Source organism: Azospirillum fermentarium (genome assembly GCF_025961205.1).
GTDB lineage: Bacteria > Pseudomonadota > Alphaproteobacteria > Azospirillales > Azospirillaceae > Azospirillum > Azospirillum fermentarium.
This window is the reverse complement of the sequence record NZ_JAOQNH010000001.1, coordinates 1871490-1893432: the sequence shown is the minus strand read 5'-3', so window position 1 is coordinate 1893432 and position 21943 is coordinate 1871490. Positions and strand designations below refer to the sequence as shown.

General features: G+C 71.9%; 14 protein-coding genes. 7 read left to right on the top strand and 7 right to left on the bottom strand.

Annotated features, from left to right (window positions below):
• Window positions 1-87: 87 nt before the first annotated feature.
• The 6 genes from M2352_RS09045 to M2352_RS09020 all read left to right on the top strand — a co-directional run bounded on the left by M2352_RS09045 (window position 88) and on the right by M2352_RS09020 (window position 13287).
• The gene (locus M2352_RS09045; protein WP_264664167.1) at window positions 88-1035 is read left to right on the top strand and encodes a mitochondrial fission ELM1 family protein; all 948 of its coding nucleotides are present in this window, start codon (window positions 88-90) and stop codon (window positions 1033-1035) included.
• Window positions 1036-1135: 100 nt separating this feature from the next.
• On the top strand, window positions 1136-2080 hold the full coding sequence (trxB, locus tag M2352_RS09040) for a thioredoxin-disulfide reductase (protein WP_264664166.1): 945 nt from the start codon (window positions 1136-1138) through the stop codon (window positions 2078-2080).
• 208 nt (window positions 2081-2288) lie between these two features.
• Window positions 2289-2984 carry a hypothetical protein gene (locus M2352_RS09035; protein WP_264664165.1) on the top strand — a complete coding sequence of 232 codons (696 nt, stop codon included), beginning with the start codon at window positions 2289-2291 and terminating at the stop codon, window positions 2982-2984.
• A gap of 84 nt (window positions 2985-3068) precedes the next feature.
• The gene (locus tag M2352_RS09030) at window positions 3069-5219 is read left to right on the top strand and encodes an adenylate/guanylate cyclase domain-containing protein (RefSeq protein WP_264664164.1); all 2151 of its coding nucleotides are present in this window, start codon (window positions 3069-3071) and stop codon (window positions 5217-5219) included.
• A 2-nt stretch (window positions 5220-5221) separates the two neighbouring features.
• Entirely contained in the window at window positions 5222-6922 is a 1701-nt protein-coding gene (locus M2352_RS09025) for a ShlB/FhaC/HecB family hemolysin secretion/activation protein (RefSeq protein ID WP_264664163.1), read from the top strand.
• Window positions 6922-13287, top strand: coding sequence for a two-partner secretion domain-containing protein (locus M2352_RS09020; protein ID WP_264664162.1), 6366 nt, complete (start codon window positions 6922-6924; stop codon window positions 13285-13287). Before M2352_RS09025 ends, M2352_RS09020 begins: the two co-directional genes overlap by 1 nt.
• Before the next feature lie 36 nt (window positions 13288-13323).
• Here the strand turns inward: M2352_RS09020 and M2352_RS09015 are convergent, their stop codons facing one another.
• The 5 genes from M2352_RS09015 to M2352_RS08995 form a co-directional block, all read right to left on the bottom strand.
• On the bottom strand, window positions 13324-14433 hold the full coding sequence (locus M2352_RS09015; RefSeq protein ID WP_264664161.1) for a hypothetical protein: 1110 nt from the start codon (window positions 14431-14433) through the stop codon (window positions 13324-13326).
• 93 nt (window positions 14434-14526) lie between these two features.
• Complete coding sequence (locus M2352_RS09010) at window positions 14527-15285, bottom strand: ABC transporter ATP-binding protein (RefSeq protein WP_264664160.1); 759 nt, start codon at window positions 15283-15285, stop codon at window positions 14527-14529.
• Complete coding sequence (locus tag M2352_RS09005) at window positions 15273-16013, bottom strand: ABC transporter permease (protein WP_264664159.1); 741 nt, start codon at window positions 16011-16013, stop codon at window positions 15273-15275. The genes M2352_RS09010 and M2352_RS09005 overlap by 13 nt, the downstream gene beginning before the upstream one ends.
• Window positions 16010-17008 carry an ABC transporter substrate-binding protein gene (locus M2352_RS09000; protein ID WP_264664158.1) on the bottom strand — a complete coding sequence of 333 codons (999 nt, stop codon included), beginning with the start codon at window positions 17006-17008 and terminating at the stop codon, window positions 16010-16012. Before M2352_RS09000 ends, M2352_RS09005 begins: the two co-directional genes overlap by 4 nt.
• 151 nt (window positions 17009-17159) lie before the next feature.
• Entirely contained in the window at window positions 17160-17858 is a 699-nt protein-coding gene (locus M2352_RS08995) for an ABC transporter ATP-binding protein (protein ID WP_264664157.1), read from the bottom strand.
• Between the two features lie 260 nt (window positions 17859-18118).
• Between M2352_RS08995 and M2352_RS08990 the strand changes: the two genes are divergently transcribed.
• A complete protein-coding gene (locus M2352_RS08990; RefSeq protein ID WP_264664156.1) occupies window positions 18119-19306 on the top strand; it encodes an IS110 family RNA-guided transposase in 1188 nt (395 codons plus the stop codon).
• Window positions 19307-19317: 11 nt separating this feature from the next.
• On the opposite strand, the gene M2352_RS08985 is transcribed toward M2352_RS08990, so the two are convergent.
• Both M2352_RS08985 and M2352_RS08980 read right to left on the bottom strand, forming a co-directional pair.
• Window positions 19318-21060, bottom strand: coding sequence for a branched-chain amino acid ABC transporter ATP-binding protein/permease (locus M2352_RS08985; protein ID WP_264664155.1), 1743 nt, complete (start codon window positions 21058-21060; stop codon window positions 19318-19320).
• Window positions 21053-21940, bottom strand: coding sequence for a branched-chain amino acid ABC transporter permease (locus tag M2352_RS08980; RefSeq protein ID WP_264664154.1), 888 nt, complete (start codon window positions 21938-21940; stop codon window positions 21053-21055). The genes M2352_RS08985 and M2352_RS08980 overlap by 8 nt, the downstream gene beginning before the upstream one ends.
• Window positions 21941-21943: the final 3 nt, after the last annotated feature.

The window sequence follows — 21943 nt, the reverse complement described above, 5'->3', positions numbered from 1 at the left end:
GACAGGAAAGTCCGTGCGGATTTTCCGCAATGCCGTATTTTCCCCGGGGCAGAGCGGCCCCGTGCCGCAAAAGATAAGGGGCCTGTGATGCAGTGCTGGGTCATCACCGACGGCAAGGCCGGCATGGAAAACCAATGCCTGGGCCTGGCGGAGGCTTTGGGCGCGGCGGTGGTGGTCAAGCGTGTGCATTTGCGCAATCCTTGGCGGCGACTCAGCCCTTACTTACGTATCGGCGCGCGCTTTGCCGCGGACGCCCAGGGCAACCCCATCGCCCCGCCGTGGCCCGACATCGCCATCGGGTGCGGGCGGCAGGCGATTCCCCCCCTGATCGCCATCCGCAAGGCGTCAAGGGGGCGCTGCTTCACCGTCTATCTGCAAGATCCGCGAATCAGCCCGCGCCACTTCGATCTCGTGGTCCCGCCCGAACACGACCGGCTGCGCGGGGACAACGTGGTCACCACCCAGGGCGCGCTGCACCGCGTGACCCCCGCCGTGCTGGCCGCGGCGGCGGGGCGTTTCGCGCCGGCCTATGCCGCCCTGCCCCATCCGCGGGTGGCGGTGCTGATCGGCGGCAGCAGTGCGGCGTACCACCTGACGCCCATCATCATGGGCGACGTGGCCGACCGGCTGACGGCGCTGGCCCACGGCGGGGCCGGGCTGATGGTCACCACCTCGCGGCGCACGGGGGCCGACAACGCCGCCATCCTGCGGGCGCGGCTGGGCACGGCGGGCAACGTGGCCCTGTGGGACGGCACGGGCGAGAACCCCTATTTCGCCTATCTGGGGCTGGCCGACGCCATCGTCGTCACCTGCGACAGCACCAACATGGTCAGCGAGGCGTGCTCCACCGGCAAGCCCGTGCACGTGATCGAGCTGGAGGGGGGAACGCCCAAGTTCCGCCGCTTCCTCGACGGGCTCTACGCCGCCGGCCTCGCCCGCCCCTTCACCGGGGCGCTGGAGCACTGGGACTATCCGCCGCTGGACGAACCCGCCCGCATCGCGGCGGAGGTGCGGCGGCGCATGGCCGCCCGCTGACGCCGCGATTATCACAGGGAACAGTGTAATTTCGCCCCGCCGCCCGGCGGACTATATGAGTGGGCGGAAACCCCTTTTCGCTTGTCTTGAGACGGACCCCATGGCCACCACCCACCACACCAAGGTTCTCATCATCGGTTCCGGCCCGGCGGGCTACACCGCCGCCATCTACACCGCGCGGGCCAACCTCCAGCCGCTCCTGGTGCAGGGGCTGCAGCCCGGCGGCCAGTTGACCATCACCACCGAGGTGGAGAACTACCCCGGCTTCGCCGAGCCGGTCATGGGGCCGTGGCTGATGGAGCAGATGCAGAAGCAGGCCGAGCATGTGGGCACCACGCTGGCCTACGACATCATCACCGACATCGACGTGACCAAGCGCCCGTTCGTGTGCACGGGCGACAGCGGCGACACCTATGTCGCCGACACCGTGGTGGTGTGCACCGGCGCCCAGGCCCGCTGGCTGGGGATCGAGAGCGAGCAGCGCTACAACGGCCGCGGCGTGTCGGCGTGCGCCACCTGCGACGGCTTCTTCTTCCGCGGCAAGCGGGTGGCGGTGGTCGGCGGCGGCAACAGCGCGGTGGAAGAGGCGCTCTATCTCGCCAACATCGTGGACAAGGTGACGGTGATCCACCGCCGCGACAGCTTCCGCGCCGAACGCATCCTGCAGGACCGCCTGTTCAAGCACCCCAAGGTGGAGGTGGTGTGGAACCACGTGGTGGACGAGATCCTCGGCGGCCCCGGCCCCAACGACGGCGTGACCGGCGTGCGGCTGCGCAGCACCACCGACGCCACCACCCGCACCATCGACCTTGACGGCGTGTTCGTCGCCATCGGCCACAGCCCGGCCACGGCCCTGTTCAGGGGCAAGCTGGACATGGATTCCGACGGCTATCTGGTCACCCGCCCCGATTCCACCGCTACCAACGTCCCCGGCATCTTCGCCGCGGGCGACGTGAAGGACAAGGTGTACCGCCAGGCGGTGACCGCCGCCGGCATGGGCTGCATGGCCGCCCTGGAGGTCGAGAAGTTCCTGATGAGCCAGTAAGGCCCTCCGGTCCGCAATCCCCCTCTCCCGCTCCGGGGAGAGGGCTTGTGGGCTTGCCGTCCCTGTCCCGTTCCCGTATTCGGTGATGGCAGCATCGCCGGGCGGAAATGGCGAATTCGATGGCGCCGTCCGGTTGCCGTGCCACACTGCACGGCTGCCGGCGGCGCATCCCGCCGGCAGGAACAGGATAAGGGACAGGCGAAACACCATGCCGATCACCATCAACGCGACGCTCCGCACCCTGACGGCGGCCGCCACCGTGGCGCTGGGGGTCATGGCCGCAGCGCAGGCGGCGGATACCGCCCCCGCCGCCCTGGTGGAAGACGTCACCGGCACCCTGCCCGGTGTGCAGCCGCTGGACTATCTGGCGGCGGGACAAACGCTGTCGCTGGCGCCGGGGCAGGTTCTCAGCATCAGCTATCTGGCGTCCTGCGTCACCGAAACCATCACCGGCGGCACCGTGACCGTGGGGGCGAAGGAATCCACCGTCAACGGCGGGCTGGTGGAACGCACCGCCCAGCCGTCGTGCGGCGGCGGCAAGCTGGCGCTGGCCGTCAACGAAGCGGGCAAGGCCGGGGTCACCGTGTTCCGCAGCGTGCCCGCCATCACCGTGCCCGGCGCCAAACCACCGCTGCCCGCCGCCCAGGTGACGCTGCTCAAGACCCGCCCGGTGCTGGCGCTGTCCAGCCCCGGCCCGGTCACCATCGAACGGCTGGACGAGGAGACGCCGCCCCTGACCGTCGAGGTGGCCGGCTCGGTCCTGGACATGGCGAAGGGCGGCACGGGGCTGGTCCCCGGCGCCCTCTACAGGATCAGCGCGGGCGAGAAGTTCCTAATCGTCCAGATCGACCCCCAGGCCAAGGACGAGGGCGGCCCGGCGCTGGGCCGGCTGCTGCGGTTCTAACCCCCCATCGGCGGTGGGGGCCGGCGGTGGGGGCCGGCGGTGGAGGCCGCGGGAGGGGACCGGGGATAAGGGGGGATCGGGGGCATGGGACGGCGGATGGGGCGCACGCTGCTTCTGCTGCTGGCGGGGGCCGGAGCGGCGCTGGCGGGAACACTGGTGGCCATGGGGCTGTACGGCCCGCTCCAGGGGCCGGGCATCGACGCCCTCTATCTCTTGCGCGAAAAGGTTTACGGGCCGCAGCCGGCCCCGCCCGGCACGCCGGTGGTGGTGGTCGGCATCGACGAGGAAACCTACCGCCGCGCTCCCTTCGCCGGCACGCCCCAGGCGCTGTGGGCGCCCAAGCTGGGCACGGTGCTGACCGCCCTGCACCAGGGCGGGGCCAAGGTGATCGGGCTGGATCTGATCCAGCCAACCTCGGTCGAGACGCTGATTCCGGGGTTCGAGCGCGACTATCTTCTGGCCCTGCGCGGGGTGAGCCGGGCCGGTGCGCTGGTGCTGGCCAAGGTGCAGCATCAGGAGGAACCCCTGCTGCCCTACCGCGGGCAGGCCATCGCCGTGGGCGGGGCGTCCAACATCCGCTCGGTCAATCTGGTGGAAGACCCCGACGGCGTGCTGCGGCGGGTGCCGCTGACCCTGGACGTGACCGGACCGGACGGCAGGCCGCGGCCCGAACCCTCCTTCGCCATGGACATCGCCGCCCGCGCCCTGGATGCGCCGCTGCAACGGGGGGCGGACGGCCGCATGAGCATCGGCGGCTACACCATCCCCGGCGGGGACGGCGACACGCTGCTGGTCAACCACCCCACCACCGCCGGGGCCATCCCCGCCTATTCCCTGGCCGACCTGCTGGCCTGTGCCGAGACCGGCGACAGCGCCTATTTCCAGCGGAATTTCGCCGGAAAAGTGGTGCTGGTGGGCACGGTGCTGGATGTGGAGGACCGCAAGCTGTCCTCCGCCCGCTGGGTCACCAAGCCGGAGGGGCTGAACCTGCCGCCCCGCTGCACCCTGCCGGTGATGGCGGGGCTGTACCGCACCGATCTGCGCCGCGACACCATCCCCGGCGTGTTCATCCACGCCGCCGCCATCGGCAACGTCATCGCCCGGAACGCCTTGGGCGAGGTGGACCGCACCACCGCCGCCGGGCTGGTGCTGGCGGTGGCCGGGGTGGCGGCGGCGCTGACCCTGGCCGCCGCCCCGCTGCCCGCCGGCATGGGGCTTCTGGCGGTGCTGGTGCTGTGGTGCGGGGGGACGGTGGCGGCGTTCCACGGCGGCACGGTGCTGCCGCTGCTGCAAGGGGTGGTGGCCGCGGCGGTGGCCTTTCCGCTGCTGCTGCTGTTCCGCTTCGCGGTGCTGGACCGCGACCAGCGCCAGATCCGCCAGGCGTTCCGCCTGTACCTGCCGGCCCCGCTGATCGACGAGATGATCGCATCCGGCCAGTCGCCGCAACTGGGCGGGGAAAACCGCGCCGTGTCGATCATGTTCTGCGACATCGCCGGCTTCACCCGCATGTCCGAGGGCATGGACCCCGAACAGCTCGTGTCGGTGCTGAACCGCTATTTCACCGTGATGACCGACATCATCGAGGAGCATGGCGGCTTCGTGGACAAATACATCGGCGATGCGGTGCTGGCGGTGTTCGGCGCCCCGTACCGCACCGCCAACCACGCCCGGTCGGCGGTGGACGCCGCCATCGCCATGGCGCGGGCCATGGACGCCGACCCCACCCTGCTGGCGGCGGAGAGCGGCCACCGCGGGTCCAACCGCACCGGCATCGCCACCGGGGTGGCGCTGATCGGCAACATCGGCTCCCCCCGCCGGTTCAACTACACGGTCATGGGCGACACCGCCAACCTCGCCTCCCGGCTGGAAGGGGCGAACAAGGGCTATGGCACCGCCCTGATGGTCAGCGCAGAGACCATGGCGCTCTACGGCGACCCCGGCGCCTTCCGCGAGCTGGACACGGTGCAGGTGGTGGGCCGGAACGAGCCGGTGACCGTCTATGAACCGCTCGCCCCCGAACGCCGCGCCGACCCGGCGGACACCGCCCGCCGCGCCGCCTATGCCGAGGCGCTGGCCCACTGGCGCGCCGGGCGCTTCGCCGAGGCCGCCGCCGGCTTCCACGCCCTGGCCGCCACCGACAAGGCCGCCGCCGTCATGGCCCGCAAGGCGGACGCCCACGCCCCCCGGCCCCCGCCGCCCGGCTGGGCCGGCGTCACCGCCCTGACCGAGAAGTGACGATGCCCCGCCCCCGCCGCCCTCTTTCCATCCTTGCCGCCGTCCTGCTGGCCGGTGCGCCCGCTCTTGTCCAGACCGGGTTCGCCCAGACGATGCCCACCCTGCCCCCCTCCCTCGATCCCAACCGGCTGGACCAGCGCTTCACCACCCCGGCGCAGCCGCAGTCCCAGCCCGAGATCGAGATGCCGGCCCCGGAACAGGCCCCGCCGCCCAAGGACGCCCAGCGCATCACCTTCACCCTGTCGGCGGTGACGGTGACGGGGAACAGCGTCTATGACGACAGCACCCTGCGCCCGCTGTGGGAAGGGCTGCTGAACCGCCCGGTGACGCTGGCCGATCTCTACGCCGTGCGCGATGCCATCACCGCCAAGTACCGCGATGCCGGCTATGCGCTGTCGCAGGCCATCGTGCCGGCCCAGCGCATCCGCGGCGGTGCCGTGCGGCTGGAGGTGGTGGAGGGCTTCGTCCACGAGGTGGTCATCCGGGGCGAGGCCGCCGACCGGCTGGGCCTGCTCCACGCCATGGGGGAGAAGATCAAGGCCGCCCGCCCGCTGCGCATGGACGTGATGGAGCGTTACGCCCTGCTGGCCGACGATCTGCCCGGCGTGACCGTGCGCACGGTGCTGGAACCGGCCAGGGGTGTGCCCGGCGGCTCGGTCCTGACGCTGGCGCTGGAGCGCACGCCGCTGTCGGGCTTCGCGGCGGTGGACAACCGCGGCACCCGCTCGGCCGGGCGGCACCAGTTCACCGCCTCGGCCACCGCCGAGGACCAGTTGGGCCTGTTCGAACGCACCACGGTGCAGGGCATCGTGACCAGCGAGATCCGCGAGATGCGCTATCTCGACGCCGCCCACGCGGTGCCGGTGGATGCCGAGGGAACCATGGTGGACGTGGGCCTGCGGCGGTCGTGGTCGCGGCCCGGCGACACGCTGAAGACGCTGGACCTGTCCAGCCTGACCACCACGGCGCGGGTGGGCGTCAGCCACCCCTTCATCCGCAGCCGGGCGGAGACCCTGCGCGGCGAAGTGTCCATCATCCTGCGCGACAGCCGCACGCTGCTGCTGGGGCAGGATTACACCGAGGACCGGGTGCGCATCGCCGCCGTGGGCCTGTCCTACGACGTGTCGGACGGATGGGGCGGCACCAACCTGTTCCAGGTCCAGCTTTCCAAGGGGCTGGAGATCCTGAACGCCAGCCCCAGCGGGGCCACCGGCCTCAGCCGCAGCGGCGGACGGCCCGATTTCCGCAAGATCACCGCCACCGCCCAGCGCAACCAGAAGGTTACAGACACCATCACCATCGTCGTGGCGGGCGAAGGCCAGTACAGCCCCGATCAACTTTTGTCTTCCGAGGAATTCGGTATCGGCGGCAAGATCTATGGGCGTGCCTTCGATTCGTCCGAGATCACCGGCGACAACGGGTTCTCGTCCCGGACGGAGGCGCAATACCTGATACCGGCGCCGCTGCCGGGGGTGGATTACGCCATGCTCTACGGGTTCGCCGATTACGGCGCGGTGTGGAATTACGAAAGCGGCAGCCGGCACGGGCGCCGGTCGCTGGCCTCGTCCGGCATCGGCCTGCGGGCCGGGCTGCTGGAGCGGCTGGACGGCGCGGTGGAGGTGGCGAAACCCTTGATCCGCACCCCCGACGCCGCCGACGACCGCAAGGCGCGCGTGTTCTTCACCCTGTCCAGCCGCTTCTGATGCGCCCCCCCCATCCTGCCCGCACATTCCAGCGCTCCACCACCGCCCTGGCCGGGGCAGCGGGACTTGTACTGGGCGCCGGATCCGCGTGGGCCAACCCCGAGGATGGGCGGGTCATCGCCGGTCAGGCGGTGATCGAACGCCCCGGCCCCGGACAGGTGGACATCCGCCAGGACAGCGGGCGGGCGGTGATCGACTGGCAATCCTTCAGCATCGGACCGGGGGAGCACACCCGCTTCCGCCAGCCCGGCCCCGAGGCCATCACGCTCAACCGCGTCACCGGCCCCAACCCGTCGGAGATCATGGGGCGGCTGAGCGCCAACGGTCAGGTGTGGCTGGTCAATCCCCACGGCATCTTCTTCGGCCCCACGGCGCAGGTGGACGTGGGCGGGCTGCTCGCCACCACCCACACCATCCGGGCGGACGATTTCATGGCCGGACGCTTCGCGTTCGAGGGGCAGGCCGGTGCTGCCGCCATGGTGGAGAACGAGGGCAGCATCACCGTGCGCAACGCCGGGCTGGCCGCCTTCGTCGCCCCCGGCGTGGCGAACCGCGGCACGATCGACGCCCGGCTGGGATCGGTGGAACTGGCGTCGGGCCGCGCCTTCGTCGTGGATCTCTACGGCGATCAGAAGATCAATCTGGCGGTGGACGCCAAGACCGACGCCCAGCCGGTGGGTCACGGGGGCAAGCCGGCCAAGGCGCTGGTGGAGAATTCCGGCAAAATCTTCGCCGACGCCGGACGGGTCCGGCTGTCGGCGGCGTCGGCCCGCGGCATCGTGGACAGGGTGATCGACATGAGCGGCCACGTCCAGGCCCGCTCGGTACGCGAAGAAAACGGAGAGATCGTGCTGTCGGGCGACGACGGCACGGTGGAGGTGTCGGGCACCCTGGACGCCGCGGGCCGTGCGGCAGGTGAGACCGGCGGGGCCGTCACCGTGACCGGCAGGGCCGTGGCCGTGCGCACCGGTGCCCGCATCGACACCACCGGCCCCGCGGGCGGCGGTCCGATCCGGGTGGGCGGCGATGCCATGGGCGGGACCGCCGACGCCGCCACCCTGGCCGGCTATCATATCCGCCCGGCGCGCAAACCGATTCCCACCGCCGAGACCACCGTGGTGGAATCCGGCGCCACGCTGGCCGCCGACGCCACCGATGCCGGGCGCGGCGGGTCGGTGGTGGTATGGGCCGACCGTGCCACCGCCTTTGCCGGCACCATCACCGCCACCGGCGGGCCGCGGGGCGGCGACGGCGGCTTCGTCGAAACTTCGGGCAGGCAGACGCTGGCCGCCACCGGCATGGTGCGCACCGGGGCCGTGAACGGCGCGGCGGGGGTGTGGCTGCTGGACCCGGCGGACATCACCATCTCCACCGGCGGCAGCACCACGCCCATCGGCGGCACCCATGCCCCCACCGGCTCGGTCTCGGTCATCCACCCCAGCGTGATCGCCGACGCGCTGGCGGCCAACAGCAGCGTGGAGATCACCACCAGCGCCGGCAGCGGCGGCACCGGCACCATCACCGTCAGCGATGCCATCACCAAGACGTCGGGCGGCAATTCCACCCTGACGCTGAAGGCCAGCCGGGACGTGATCGTCAACGCCGACATCACCTCCACCGCCGGGACGCTCGGCCTGGTGCTGAACGCGCACGCGGAAAACGACACGGCACCGGGACGGGTGCGCATCAGCGGCGCCACCATCGACACCAACGGCGGCAGCCTGACCATCGGCGGCGGGCTGAACCCGGCCACCACCGCCGCCATCGGGCTGGGGTCGATCACGGGGGAAGCGAACCGCGGCGTCTCTCTCAGCGGGGCCACCATCACCACCGGGGCCGGGGCCATCCGCATCGCGGGCGACGGCGGCAGCGACGGCGCCAACGGCTCCAACCGCGGGATCGAGACGTCCGGCACCACCATCACCACCACCAGCGGGGCCATCACCCTGATCGGCCGCGGGAGCCATGCCAACGGGACCGGCAACACCGGCATCGTGGTGGGCAGCGGCACCACCGTGCAATCCACCAGCGGCGCCATCAGCCTGGACGGATCGGGGGGCAGCAACACCGGGGGCCTGTTCAGCGATTACGGCATCCAGATCGCCAGCGGCGCCCACATCCTGTCGTCCGGCACGGCCCCCATCAGCCTGCGCGGCATCAACCCCAACACCAGCCTGCGCGGCATCTGGGCCGACAGCACCGCCCAGATCGGCGGGGCGGCGGCCACCGGCGCCATCACCCTGGAAGCCGACGAACTGACCCTGGACAGCACGGCATCGGTGCAGGGCCATGGCGACCTGACCCTGCGCCCCGCCGATCTGTCGGCATCGGTCACGGTGGGGGGCAGCACCGGCAGCTTCCCGCTGACCGCCGCCACCCTGGCGGCGCTGCAGGACGGGTTCTCCATGATCCACATCGGGCGGGCCGACGGGTCGGGGACCATCACGGTCGCCACGGCGGCGTTCAAGGATGCCGTCACCATCGGCAACGGCGACCCGTCGGGGAAGATCCTGGTCAGCGGTGCCCTGTCCACCGGATCGGGGACCGAGGCCGGGACCATCACGCTGCAGGCCGGGGATTCCGTCACGCTTCAGTCCGGCAGCAGCATCACCACCCAGAACCGCGCGGTGGTGCTGAACGCCGCACGCAGCGGCGCCGGGGCGGTTGTGCTGACCAGCGCCGCCATCACCACCAACGGCGGGGCGCTGACCATGGGCGGCGGGGTGCCGTCCAGCGGCGACACCCCCACCGGCCCGGCGGTCGGCACCGCCACCAACCCCGCCGGCATCGGCATCGCCGGCAGCACCATCCTGACCGGCGGCGGCGCCATCACCCTGCGCGGCACGGGCTATACGGGCCTGACCAACAGCCACGGCATCGCCCTGACCGGCACCACGGCGCTGAACGCCGGCACCGGCGCCATCCTGCTGGACGGGGTGGCGCGGTCGGGGGCGGGCACCCAGAGCGGCGTGCTGATCGACGCCCAGAGCGGCACGCTGACGCTCACCTCCGCCGCCCCGTCGGGCACCGCCATCTCCATCACCGGCACGGCATCCACCGGCAATTCCACTTCCGCCTGGGGGCTGCGGCTGCTGGGCAACGCCACGGTCCAGGCCACGGGCGGCGGCGCCATCTCCCTGAGCGGCACCGCCGGAACCTCGTCCGACAGCAATGTCGCCGGCATCGGCACGGAAAACACCGGGGCCGGCAGCCCGAAGGTCCAGTCGCTGACCGGCGCCATCACCCTGACCGGCACCGCCGGCACCGGGCCGGGGGCCACCGGCCTCACCCTGTCGGGAAGCACCAGGATCGGCAAGGGCGCGCTGACCGGCACGGCCAGTGCCGACATCACCCTGACGGCGGATTCCATGGTGCTGGCCCGCACCGGCTCGCCGGAGATCCAGAGCGGCGGCACCCTGACCATCGCTCCGCTCACCGCCTCCACCACCATCGGGCTGGGGTCCGGGGCGGGATCGCTGTCGCTGACATCCGCCTCGCTGGCGGTGCTGAAGGACGGGTTTTCCGCCATCACCATTGGGCGGGCGGATGGGACCGGCGCCATCACCACCGGCGGCGCCCTGACCTTTTCCGACACCCTGCACCTGCGCAGCCCCGGCGGCGGCATCGCCATCGGCGGCACCCTCGATACCGGGCTGAACACCCTGACGCTGGAAACCTCGGGCACCGCCACCCAGAGCGCGGCCATCCGGGCGGCGGCCCTGCGGCTGCTAGGCGGCGGCGGCACCCATACCCTGACCGACGCCGGCAACAACGTGCTGACCCTGGCCGGCAACACCGGCACCGTCACCTACCGGGACAGCGACGGGCTGATGATCGGCACCGTCGGCGGCACCGCGGGGCTGACCGTCAACGGCACCACGCTTTCCCTGACCACCGGCGGCACGCTGGAGCAGACGGCGGCCCTGACCGGTGTGGGGCAACTGACCATCGCGGCGGGCGGCGACATCCTGCTGGCCGGCAGCGGGGCATCGAACACGGTGTCCCGGCTGGGCGCCATCACCCGTGGCGGCGCCTTCCGGTTCGAGAACGCCGGCACGGGGCTGCTGGTGGACGGGGCCATCGGCACGGATACCCTCAACGGTGACATCAGCATCCGCACCGCGGGCGATCTGACCCTGAACGGGGCCACCGCCATGGCGGTGTCGGGCACGGGCTCGATCGCCCTGTCCGCCGCAGGTGCGTTCCGCAACGGCGCCGGGGCGGGGGTGTTCACGCTGGGCACCGGGCGGTGGCTGATCTATTCCGCCGATGACACGCAGATCACCACCGGGGGCCTGAGCGGCGGCACGCTCTATGGCCGGACGTGGACCGGCGACCCGCCGTCCTCCATCACCGCGCCGGGCAACCAGTTCCTGTTCGCCAACACCCCGTCGCCGCCCGTCCCGCCGCCGCCCCCTCCGCCGCCGCCGCCCCAGCCCCCGGTGTCTCCGCCCACAACCGATCCGCCGGTCACACAGCCGCCGGTCACGGACCCGCCCGTGACCGATCCGCCCGTCACACAACCCCCGGTCACCCAGCCGCCCGTCACCCAGCCGCCGGTGTCTCCGCCCACACCCGATCCGCCGGTCGCCACCCATCCGCCGGCTCCCCCGCCGCCGCCGGTGACGGCCGGCACCACCACCACCACCGTTCCGGGCACCCTGAGCACGGCGGTGGAGCGGGTGCTGCACACCGTCCAGGGTGCCCCGCCCCCGGTTCAGCCCCCCGCCCCGCCGCTCGGTCCGCCCCACTCGCCCGTCCCGGTTGCTCAAGCCCCGTTCCAAGGGCCGCCGCACAACACCCCGGCATCGGTTGCCCTGGCGTCGGGGGGCACGGCGGTGTTCACCACCGCCGCCACCGCCGCCCGGCGGGAGGGGGCGACCCTGGCCCAGCCCGGTCCCGAGGTTCTGGCCGCTCCCCGCGTGCAGGCCGCCGCCGCCACAGTGGCCCAGGCCGCCGCGAACGGAAACCTCGCCGCCGCCGTCCAGACCGTCGCCGCCGGGCGCCTGACGGTGGAGGAGCAGAAGGCGGTGTTCCAGAACGTCCCCGCCGCCGCCATCGTCAGCGGGCTGAAGGCCAGCCCCGACCCGGTGGCCCGGCGGGTGGGCGCCGCCCTGGAAACCGTCGCCGCCACCGGACAGCCGGCCTATGCCGAGGTCAAGAAGGCGCTGAAGGACGCCGGGGCCGACGCCGACACCGCCCGCACCTATCTGGTCATGACCCAGCGGGTGGAGCGGGAACAGCGGACCCAGACGTTCAGCGGCGCGCTGAGCGAGCTGATCCGCGACCCCGCCGCCTATGACCTGTTCCGCCGGGCCGACGGGCCGGCGGCTCCGCCGCGGATCGCGCGGTTTTCCGCCGGTCGCACCCGCGGGACCGGCGTCACCCTGCGCGGCATCGTGGAGGGAAGCGAGGGCGTGGCCGAGGCGCGGGTCAACGGCCGCTGGGTCTTCATCGACGAGAACGGCCAGTTCCGCACCAGCATTCCCGTCGATCCCGGCGAGACCCAGGCCACCCTGACCATCGTCGATGACAAGGGGCAGAAGACCGAACAGGTCATCACCATCGCCGCCGATACCGCCGCCACCGGTGCCGAACCGGCCCCGGTCAAGCCGCGCCGCATCGCGCTGATGATCGCGGTGGATACCTATGCCAACCCCGGCATTCCCACGCTGGGCACCCCGCCCGCCGACGTGGCCGCCGTGGGCCGGGCGCTGAGCGAGACCCTGGGCTATGAAACCCGCGTCCTGCGCAACCCCGGCAAGATGGAGATCGCCGCCGCCCTGCGCGCCCTGGGGCGCGAGGTCAACGAACAGGACAAGGTGGTGGTCTATTATGCCGGCCACGGCTACGAGATCACCGAGACCGGCACCGGCTATTGGCTGCCCGCCGACGCCGGCACCGACAGCGCGCGCAACTGGCTGTCCAACAACGACATCGCCCGCTTCCTCAGCCGCATGCCGGCCAAGCACGTGATGCTGGTGTCGGACAGTTGCTATTCCGGCTCCTTCACCAAGGAACAGAAGGTCGATGCCGCGGCGCTGAAGGCCCTGACGCGGGACGAGCTGCGCCAGCGCCGTTCGGTGATGGCCATGTCGTCGGGCGGCGACGAGCCGGTGGCGGACGGAGAGGTGAATTCACCCTTTGCCGCCGCCCTGCTGACCCGCATCGGCGGTCTGCCGTCCGACGCCGAGGGCTACAACCTGTTCCTTCAGGTGCGCGAGGACGTGACGCGGGAGGTGCCGCAGACCCCGCAGTACGGCGTGGTCCGCACCGCCGGCTATGATCAGGGCGGCGATTACCTGCTGGAGCTGAACCGGCAGAGCAAGATCCAGCCGAAACAGACGGGGCCGGCGGTCCATTGACCGCCGGCCCCGCACTGTTCAACGCCCCCCGGACCGTCAGTTCTTCTTCGGCTCGGGCTTGGTTTCCGGTTTGGCTTCCGGCTTGGCGTCGGCCTTGGGCTTGTCGGCCTTGGGCGGCGTCTTCGCCAGGGTGCGGATGACGTTGGTCAGGTTGTCGCGGGCCGTATCGACGACCGCGCGTTCCGCCTCTCCGCCTTCGTGGAAGAACACGGTGAACAGCTTGCTCTTGGTCAGATAGAACAGCATCGCCACGTGGATCTTGCGGTCGGCGGTGACGCATTCCACGCTGCCGGTGCGCAGGCTCAGGCCCTCCAGGGTTTCTTCCTGGCCGATGGTGACGCTGCCCTGGCCGGCACACTTGTCCTTCAGCGCCGTGGCATAGCCCTGGCTCAACTCCTCCAGGGAGCTGTCGCTGATGACCTCCCGCTCCTCGACGCCGCCCATGACGGAGCCGAAGCGCCAGGCGTAATCGGCGGGCCGCTGGCCGGGGGGGATGTCGTCGAAGCTGACCGGGACCAGATCGCGGAAGCCCGCCGCCGACAAGATGGCGGTCAGCGCCTGCGGATAGGGCAGCGGCGGCGGCGGCAGCGGCGGGGGCAGGCTGTTTTCCTTGCCCGACGTGTCGGCGCAGGTCTTCAGGTCGCCCAGCAGCTTCTTGGTGCCCTTCAGCTCGAACGCCACGTTGTCGGTGTCGGACTGGATGCGCAGGACGCTGCCGGCCATCAGGGCGGTGTAGAAGTCATCATCCTTGCCCTGGGGGATGACCAGCAGGTCGCCCTGGGGGGCCACCGCCTCCCGCTCCCGCTTGGTCTTGCCGTCGATGGTCAGGGTGATCTTCCATTTCTGGCTCGGCGGCAGGGTGGCGCCGGGAATGCCCAGACCGATGTTGATCTCGCCCGGCTGGTTGCGGGCGATCAGCAGCAGATGCCCCTGTTCGAACCGGCTTTCCACCTTGCAGAAGGAAAAGCCGCCGTCCTTGGTCACCACCGGACCGCCGCCCCACACACCCTTTTGGGACTGGGCCGGAATTTCGCCGGCGGGCTTGGCGGCTTCGGGTTCCTTCTTGGGCGGTGCTTTCTTGTCCGCCGCGACGGCGGGAGCGGCGGCCAGCATGGCGGCAAGCGCAAGCAACGGAAGACGGCGCATGGGCGGATAAGTCCGGTTCGGTGATGAAAACGGCTCGTAGCGGAACGGCGCGCGCAGCCTATCGTTACGCCCCCGCCCCGTCCAGTGATCTCGTCATCCGCCGCTGTCCAGGAGCGCACCATGGGTCCGCTGGAGATCCCGGCACAGCCGGTCCACCACGTCCTCGTCGGCGCGCTCGCCGGCACTCAGGCCCACGGGCATGTCCAGCAGCACCCGCACCGGGGACGGCGACAGGAACAGGATGCGGTCGGCCAGCGCCACCGCCTCCCGCACGTCGTGGGTGACGAACAGCACGGTGGTGGGATGCGCCCGCAGGATGCCGGCCAGGAGTGCGCGCAGCCGCCGGGCGGTGGGGGCGTCCAGCGACACGAACGGCTCGTCCATCAGCAACAGGTCGGGCTCGACGGCAAAGGCGCGGGCCAGCGCCGCCCGCCGGGCCATGCCCCCCGACAGGCGGGCGGGATAGGTGTCGCCCTGCCCCTCCAGCCCCACGTCGCGCAGCCACGCGGCGGCCAGCGCCGGCCACCCCGGACGGTGCCGCAGCACAAGGGCGAGGTTCTCCGCCACCGTGTACCACGGCAGCAGGCGCGGGTTCTGGAACACGTAGCCCAGCACCGGCTCGCCCCCACGGCCCGCCGGCAGGGTCACCGCCCCGTCGAAATCCCGGTCCAGCCCGGCGATCATGTTGAGAAGCGTGCTCTTGCCGCACCCCGACGGCCCCACCAGCGCCGTGAATCCCCCGGCGGGCAGCGTCAGGCGGAACCCGTCGAACAGGACCGTGCCGGGATAGCTTTTGCGGCGGATCTCCACCGACAGATCGGCGCTCACCGCCGCCATGCTCATCGCCGCCATCGCGCCAGCCTCCGGTCGATGGGCTGCAGCCCGGCGGTCTCGATCACCAGCACCACCGCCACGAACACCAGCGTGTAGGCCAGGATGGCGCCCACATCGAAAAGCTGGAAATACACGTTCAACTGAAAGCCCACGCCGTTGCTGCGCCCCATCAGCTCCACCACCAGCACGATCTTCCAGATCAGCGCCAGGCCGGAGCGCGCCGCCGCCATCAGGTACGGCGCCAGTTGCGGCAGCACCACATGGCGCAGCGTGCCCCAGGTGCCGAAGCGGTAGAGCGCCGCCACCTCCAGATAATCGCGGTCCAGGCTGCGGGCACCCTCGCGCACGATGACGGCGACGTTGGGGATCTTGTTCAGCGACACCGCCAGCACCGCCGCCGATTCCACCAGCCCGAACCACACGTAGCACAGGATGATCACCACCAGCGCCGGCAGGTTCAGGAACAGCACCAGCCATCCGTCGAACAGCCGGTTCAGCAGCGCCGAGCGGCCCAGCGCCAGCCCGATGCCGGCCCCGATCAGCATGGACAGCACGAAGCTGCCCGCCACCCGCGCCAGCGTCACGCCCACATGATAGGGCAGCGTGCCGTCGGCCACCCCGGCCACGGCGATGCGCAGCACGTCGGCGGGCATGGGCAGCAGCCGGCTGGCGGCCAGCATCCCCACCCCCTGCCACACCGCCAGCAGCAACAGCAGCGAGGCGGCGCGCTGCAGCGCCACCCTCATGGACTCTCCCCGATGGGAAGGCTCACCCCCTCCCAGAAGGTGCCGGGGGCCAGCCGCCCGCCGCGGCCCGTCAGCCCCTCGCCCCCCAGTCCGGCGACGATGGCGAACAGCGCCGCCGCGGCATCCCGCTCCGCCGTGCCCCAGCGGGTGGGGATGCCCTCGCGGTAGCCGGCGCGCAGGGCCGTGAACACCGCCTCGTTCTCCGCCCGCATCAGGGGACGCAACGGCTCCCACGCGGCATCCGACGCGCGCAGGCGCTCCTTGGCGGCGGCGGTGGCGGCGAAGAAGGCGGACACGGCGCGTGGGTTGGCCCGCCCCCATGCCTCGGTAAAGACATAGCCCAGCGCCGGGGTGGCCCCGGTCACGCCCAGCCGGGCGGCGATGCGGTTGACGTCCACCACCCGGCGGTACCCGGCGGCGTCCAGCCGGGCGGCGAAGTTCCAGAAGGTCAGCACCGCGTCCAACTGCCCCGCCTGCACCTGCTGGTTCAAGAGCGGCGGGGCGGCGAACACCGGCTGCGATTCCCGCGCCGGGTCGAAGCCGTGGTCCCGCAGCGCCAGAGCGCGCAGCAACAGCCAGTTCTTGTCCAGCGGCCCGCCGGCCACGCCGATGCGCCGGCCCCGCAGCCCCTCAACCGACGTGATGGGCGAATCCGGCGGCACGATCACCGCCCCCACCGACCCGGAAAAGGGGATGAAGCTGATGGCCGTGCCCTCGTTGCGCTGACGGCTGGTCCACAGCCAGTCGCTGACGATCATATCGACGCTGCCGCCCATCAGGGCGATCTTCCCGGCCTCGGTGTTGGCCAGATCGACCACCGTCACGTCCAGCCCGGCCTGGGTGTCGAGCCCGTGGCGCTTGATGGTGTCGATCTCCCACGCCACCGTGCCGAAGGTCACCAGCCCGATGCGCAGGCGCACCGGCTCCGCCGCTCCTGCGGCCAGCCCCCACAGCACCATCACCGCCGCGGCCACCGCCGCCACCACGCGCACCATCGGCCCATCCTCCCCCGGCCTTTTTCCATGGGATAGCAGGCGGGGGGATCGGATGTCTGTAATACCTTGGAAGCAGAGGGGAAATGTCCCGGTGCCGGTGCCGGTCGTTCCCTGCCTTGTGTCCCTCTCCCCCGGCGGGGCGAGGGGGCCGTCACGTGAGGAAAGCCGACCGTAACAGCGCCGGTGTTACATCCGTAACAGCGGCGTCGTGGAACACACGGCCCTGGCGCAGCAGCACCGCCCGCCCCGCCACCGCCAGCGCGCGGGTTGGGCTTTGTTCGGCGATCACAACGGCGGTGCCGGTGGCGGCGATGGCCGACACCGCGGCGAACACCTCCCCCGCCAAGCGGGGGGACAGGCCCAGCGACGGTTCGTCCAGCAGCAGCAGGCGGGGGCTGCCCATCAGCGCCCGCCCGATGGCCAGCATCTGCTGCTGCCCGCCCGACAGGCGCCACGCGGTGTCACGCGCTTTCGTCTGCAAATCGGGGAACAGGGCGTAGACCCGCTCCAGCGCCGCCCGCCGTTCGGCGCGGGATGAGGGGCCGGCGGCGTCCAGCGTGTCGTGGACGCTCATGCCGGGGAACACCCGCCGGCCTTCCGGCACGTACCCCAGCCCCAAGGCGGCGCGGCGGTGGGTGGGCAGGCGGGTGGCGTCGGTGCCGGCGATGGCCACCCCGCCGCGGCTGGGCACCAGCCCCAGCACCGCCTTCATCAGCGTCGATTTGCCGGCGCCGTTGGCGCCCAGCAGCGCCACGGTTTCCCCCGGCGCCACGGCCAGCGACACCCCGTCCACCGCCACCGCCCCGCCATAGCCGGCGGTCAGCCCCTCCAGCCGCAACAATGCGCTCATTGGGGCACCTTGACACTGGTTGAGCTTTTCACCCCGCATGCGGGGTGAAAAGCTCGGCTCCGACCGAGCACCCGCCATGATGGCCAGTCGCGCTTGCCGGCCAACGGCCCGTGTGAGACCCGCCGCATGGCGGGTGCCGGGAGGACAGGACGGGCAACAGGGTGCAGCGCCAGGGATAGCAGCCCGGAGCGCCGGTCAATGAGCGGCCCGCAGTTCCTCCCGACGCTCGGCAGCGTAGCGCAATCACGGAGGACCTGCCCATGCGGTATTTCGGGGGATTGGATTGGGGCGGCGCCGGAGCCGCTGTGCTCCGCCTGGAGATCAAACACGATGCCGCCGGTCTGGCGGAACTGTGCAAGCGGCTGGCGAAGCTGGCGCCGGCCGGCGAGCTTCCCATCGCCATCGAGCGCCCGAGCGGACTGATCGTCGATGCCCTGGTCGAGGCCGGCCATCCGGTCGTGCCGATCCATCCCAACGTCGTCAAGGCCTGCCGGCCGCGCTACCGTGCCGCCGGTGGCAAGAGCGATCCCGGCGACGCCTTCATGCTCGCCGACATTCTGCGCACCGACGGCCACCGCTTCCGGCCCCTGACGCCCTGGTCCGACGAGATCAAGGCCTTGCGCGCCCTGGTCCGCGGCCGCGACGACCTGGTCGCCGAGCGCGTCTGCCTGGCCAATCGCCTGCGCAGCCTGCTGGACAGCTTCTGGCCCGGCGCCGCCGCCATCTTCGCCGACATCGACTCGCCCATCGCGCTCGCCTTCGTCCAGCGCTATCCCACCCCCGACAGCGCCGCCCGCCTTGGCGAGAAGCGCCTCAAGGCCTTCCTGGCAAGCCACGCCTACTGCGGACGCCGCAGCCCGGCCGATCTGCTGGACCGCCTGCGCGCCGCTCCCGCCGGCCTCGCCGGCGAGGCCGAAGCCGAGGCCAAGGGCGAGATGGTCCGCGCCCTCGCAGCCGTCCTGGAGCGCCTCCTCGCCGAGATCGCCAAGCTCTCCGCCCGCATCGAGCACACCGTCGCCGAACTCCCCGATGGCAAGGTCGTGATGTCCTTCCCGCGGGCCGGACGCATCTGCGCAGCCCAGATCCTCGCCGAACTCGGCGACGTGCGCGAGCGCTTCCAAACGCCCGACCAACTCGCCGCCGAAGCCGGGGTCAGCCCCGTCACCCATGCCTCGGGCAAAAGCCGCGGCGTCGTCTTCCGCTGGGCCTGCAATCATCGCCTGCGCGCCGCCATCACTTGCTTCGCCGACAACTCCCGCCATGCCTGCGCCTGGGCCGCCGCCGTCTACCGCAAAGCCCGGGACCGCGGCTGCGATCACCCCCACGCCATCCGCATCCTCGCAAGAGCCTGGATCCGCGTCCTGTGGCGCGCTTGGTACGACGCCAAAATCTACAACCCTGAGCAGCATGCCGCCGCCAAAGCGCTCAACCTCCCTCCAGAGGGTTGACACAGGGTGTCTCACAGGCTCCCCCCCAGATAGGCGTCGAGCACCGCCGGGTGGTTCACCACATCGGACGGCACGCCCGACGCCACCACCCGCCCCTGGTCCAGCGCCACCAGCCGCCCGGCCAGCGGCAGCAGGAAGCCCATGTCGTGCTCCACCACCACCACCGCCATGCCGCCGGCGGCCAGACGGCGGATCTGCGCGGCCAGCGCCGCCTTCTCATCCTCCCCCAGCCCGGCGGCGGGTTCGTCCAGCAGCAGCACCCGCGGGCGGCGGGCCACGGCGCGGGCCAGATCCACCCGCCGCCGCACCGCCGCCGGCAGCCCGGCGCACGGGGCGGTCATCACAACGCCCAGCCCCATCCGCTCCACCACCGCGCGGGCGTGGGCGCGGGCCGCCGTCACCGAGGGATCGAGGCTGAGCCGGGCGTCGGCCACCGCGTCCAGCACCGTGGCGTGACCGGGCAGGATGGCCGACTGGAAGCTGCGCGACAGCCCGGCGGCGGCCAGGCGGTCGGCGCGGTGCCCGGCCATGTCCACCCCGCCCAGGTGCACCGCCCCCGCCTCCGCCCGCTCCACCCCGCTGACGAGGTTGATGAGCGTGGTTTTGCCCGAGCCGTTGGGGCCGATGATCCCCACCACCTCCCCCGCCGCGGCGGTGAAGGACACCCCGTCCACCGCCACCACCCCGCCGAAGGATTTCCGCAGCCCCTCCACCGCCAGCACCGGCCCGGCGCGCGCGGCGTGGAGATGGGCCGCCGGCTCCCGTGCCGGGGGGATGGCGCGGGGGTGGGGGGGGAACAGCCGCTCCACCACCCCCATCAGCCCATGGGGCGCCAGCACCGTCACCAGCAGCAGGGCGGCGCCATACACAATAAGGTAGCTGCGTTCGAGAAAGCGGAACCACTCCGGCACGTGCAGCAGCAGCACCGCCCCGATCACCGCCCCGGCCACCCGCCCGCGCCCGCCGGCCATGGCGCCCCCCACGATGGTGATGGTCAGCACCGACACCATGACGGGAAACTCCAGCACCTCGGGCGACACCACCCGCTGGGTGTGGGCGGCCAGCGCCCCGGCGGCCCCGCCATAGACCGCGCTGACGGCAAAGGCCCCCAGCCGCAGCCGCCCCACGTCCAGCCCCAGCGTGGCCGCGGTCAGCGGGTCGTCGCGCACCAGCGCCAGCGCCCGCCCCCACCGCCCGGACAAGAGCCGCGCGGCCACCATGCCGCCCACCGCCACCAGCCCCCACACCAGGGCGGCCAGCGGCAGCCCGCGCGGCACCGGATCGCCCGCCGCCCACACGCCCAACACCACGCCGGGCACCCCCGCGATGCCGTTGGCCCCGCCGGTCAGGTCCGGCAGGTTGACCGCCAGCAGCAACAGAACCTGCGCAATGCCCAGCGTCGCCAGGGCGAAGTAATGGGATTCCAGCCGCAGCACCGGCAGTCCCACCGCCACCGCCACCACCAGCGGCACCAGCAGCGACAGCGGAAACGTCACGGCAAAGCCCAGCCCCGCCGCCGTCCCCAGAATGCCGGTGACATAGGCCCCCAGCCCGAAGAACGCGCCCTGGGCCAACGACAGCGCCCCCCCGGCCCCGAACACGATCTGGAAGCCCATGGCCGCCAGCGCGTACACCCCCGCCACCGTCAGCACCCGCAGCCCATAGGGCGAGGCGCCGAACAGGGCATAGGCCAGCAGCACCAAGGCCCCCAGCGTCAGAACCACCGGTGATGATGCAAGCCGGAAATCACGCACGGCGCCGCGCCGCCTCCCCCAACAGCCCCTGCGGGCGCAGCACCAGCATCAGCAGCAGCGTCAGGTACAGCGCCCCCTGGGCCACCGGGTACGACAGCGCCGCCGACACCCCCACCTCGAACCCCGCGATGAGCAGCGCGCCCAGCACCGCCCCCGGCACCGATCCCCAGCCCCCCACCGTCACGGCGATGTAGGCTTTGAGGATCAGATCCCCCCCGGCGTGGGGCGTGACGAAATACTGGTTCGCCAGCAACAGCCCCGCCGCCCCGGCGTACGCCGAGCCGATGGCGAAGGTGGCGAGCACCATCCGCGTCACCGGAATGCCGCAGGCCCGCGCCATGTCGGGATCCTGCGCCGCCGCCCGCAGCCGCCGGCCCGTGTGGGTGTGGCCGAACACCCAGACCTGCAGCGCGATCAGCACCGCGGCGGCGGCGATCACCGCCAGCGACTGTTCCGGTGCGGTGACCCCGCCCCACAGGGTGACGGTTCCCCCCGACAGCAGCGGCGGGGCCGCCCTCGGCTCCCCGCCGAGCAGGGTGTTGGCGCCGTTCTGCAGCATGATGCCCACGGCGATGGTGGTGACGAACACCGCCACCGGCGGCTTGCGCCGCAGCGGCAGGTACGCCACCGCCGCCACCAGCACCCCAAGCCCGGCCATGAGCAGCAGCACCAGCGGCAGCAGAACCGCCCCCGGCACCGGCCCGACGGCATCCGCCGCCATCGGCCCCAGCACGGCGCCCAGCATCCCCCCGGCCATCACCAGATCGCCATGGGCGAAGTTGACCGCACCGGCGGCGTTCAGCACCAGCACGAAGCCCAGCGCCACCAGGGCATAGGCGGCCCCCAGCGCCGCACCGTTCAGGACAAGCTGCGCCAGCATCGC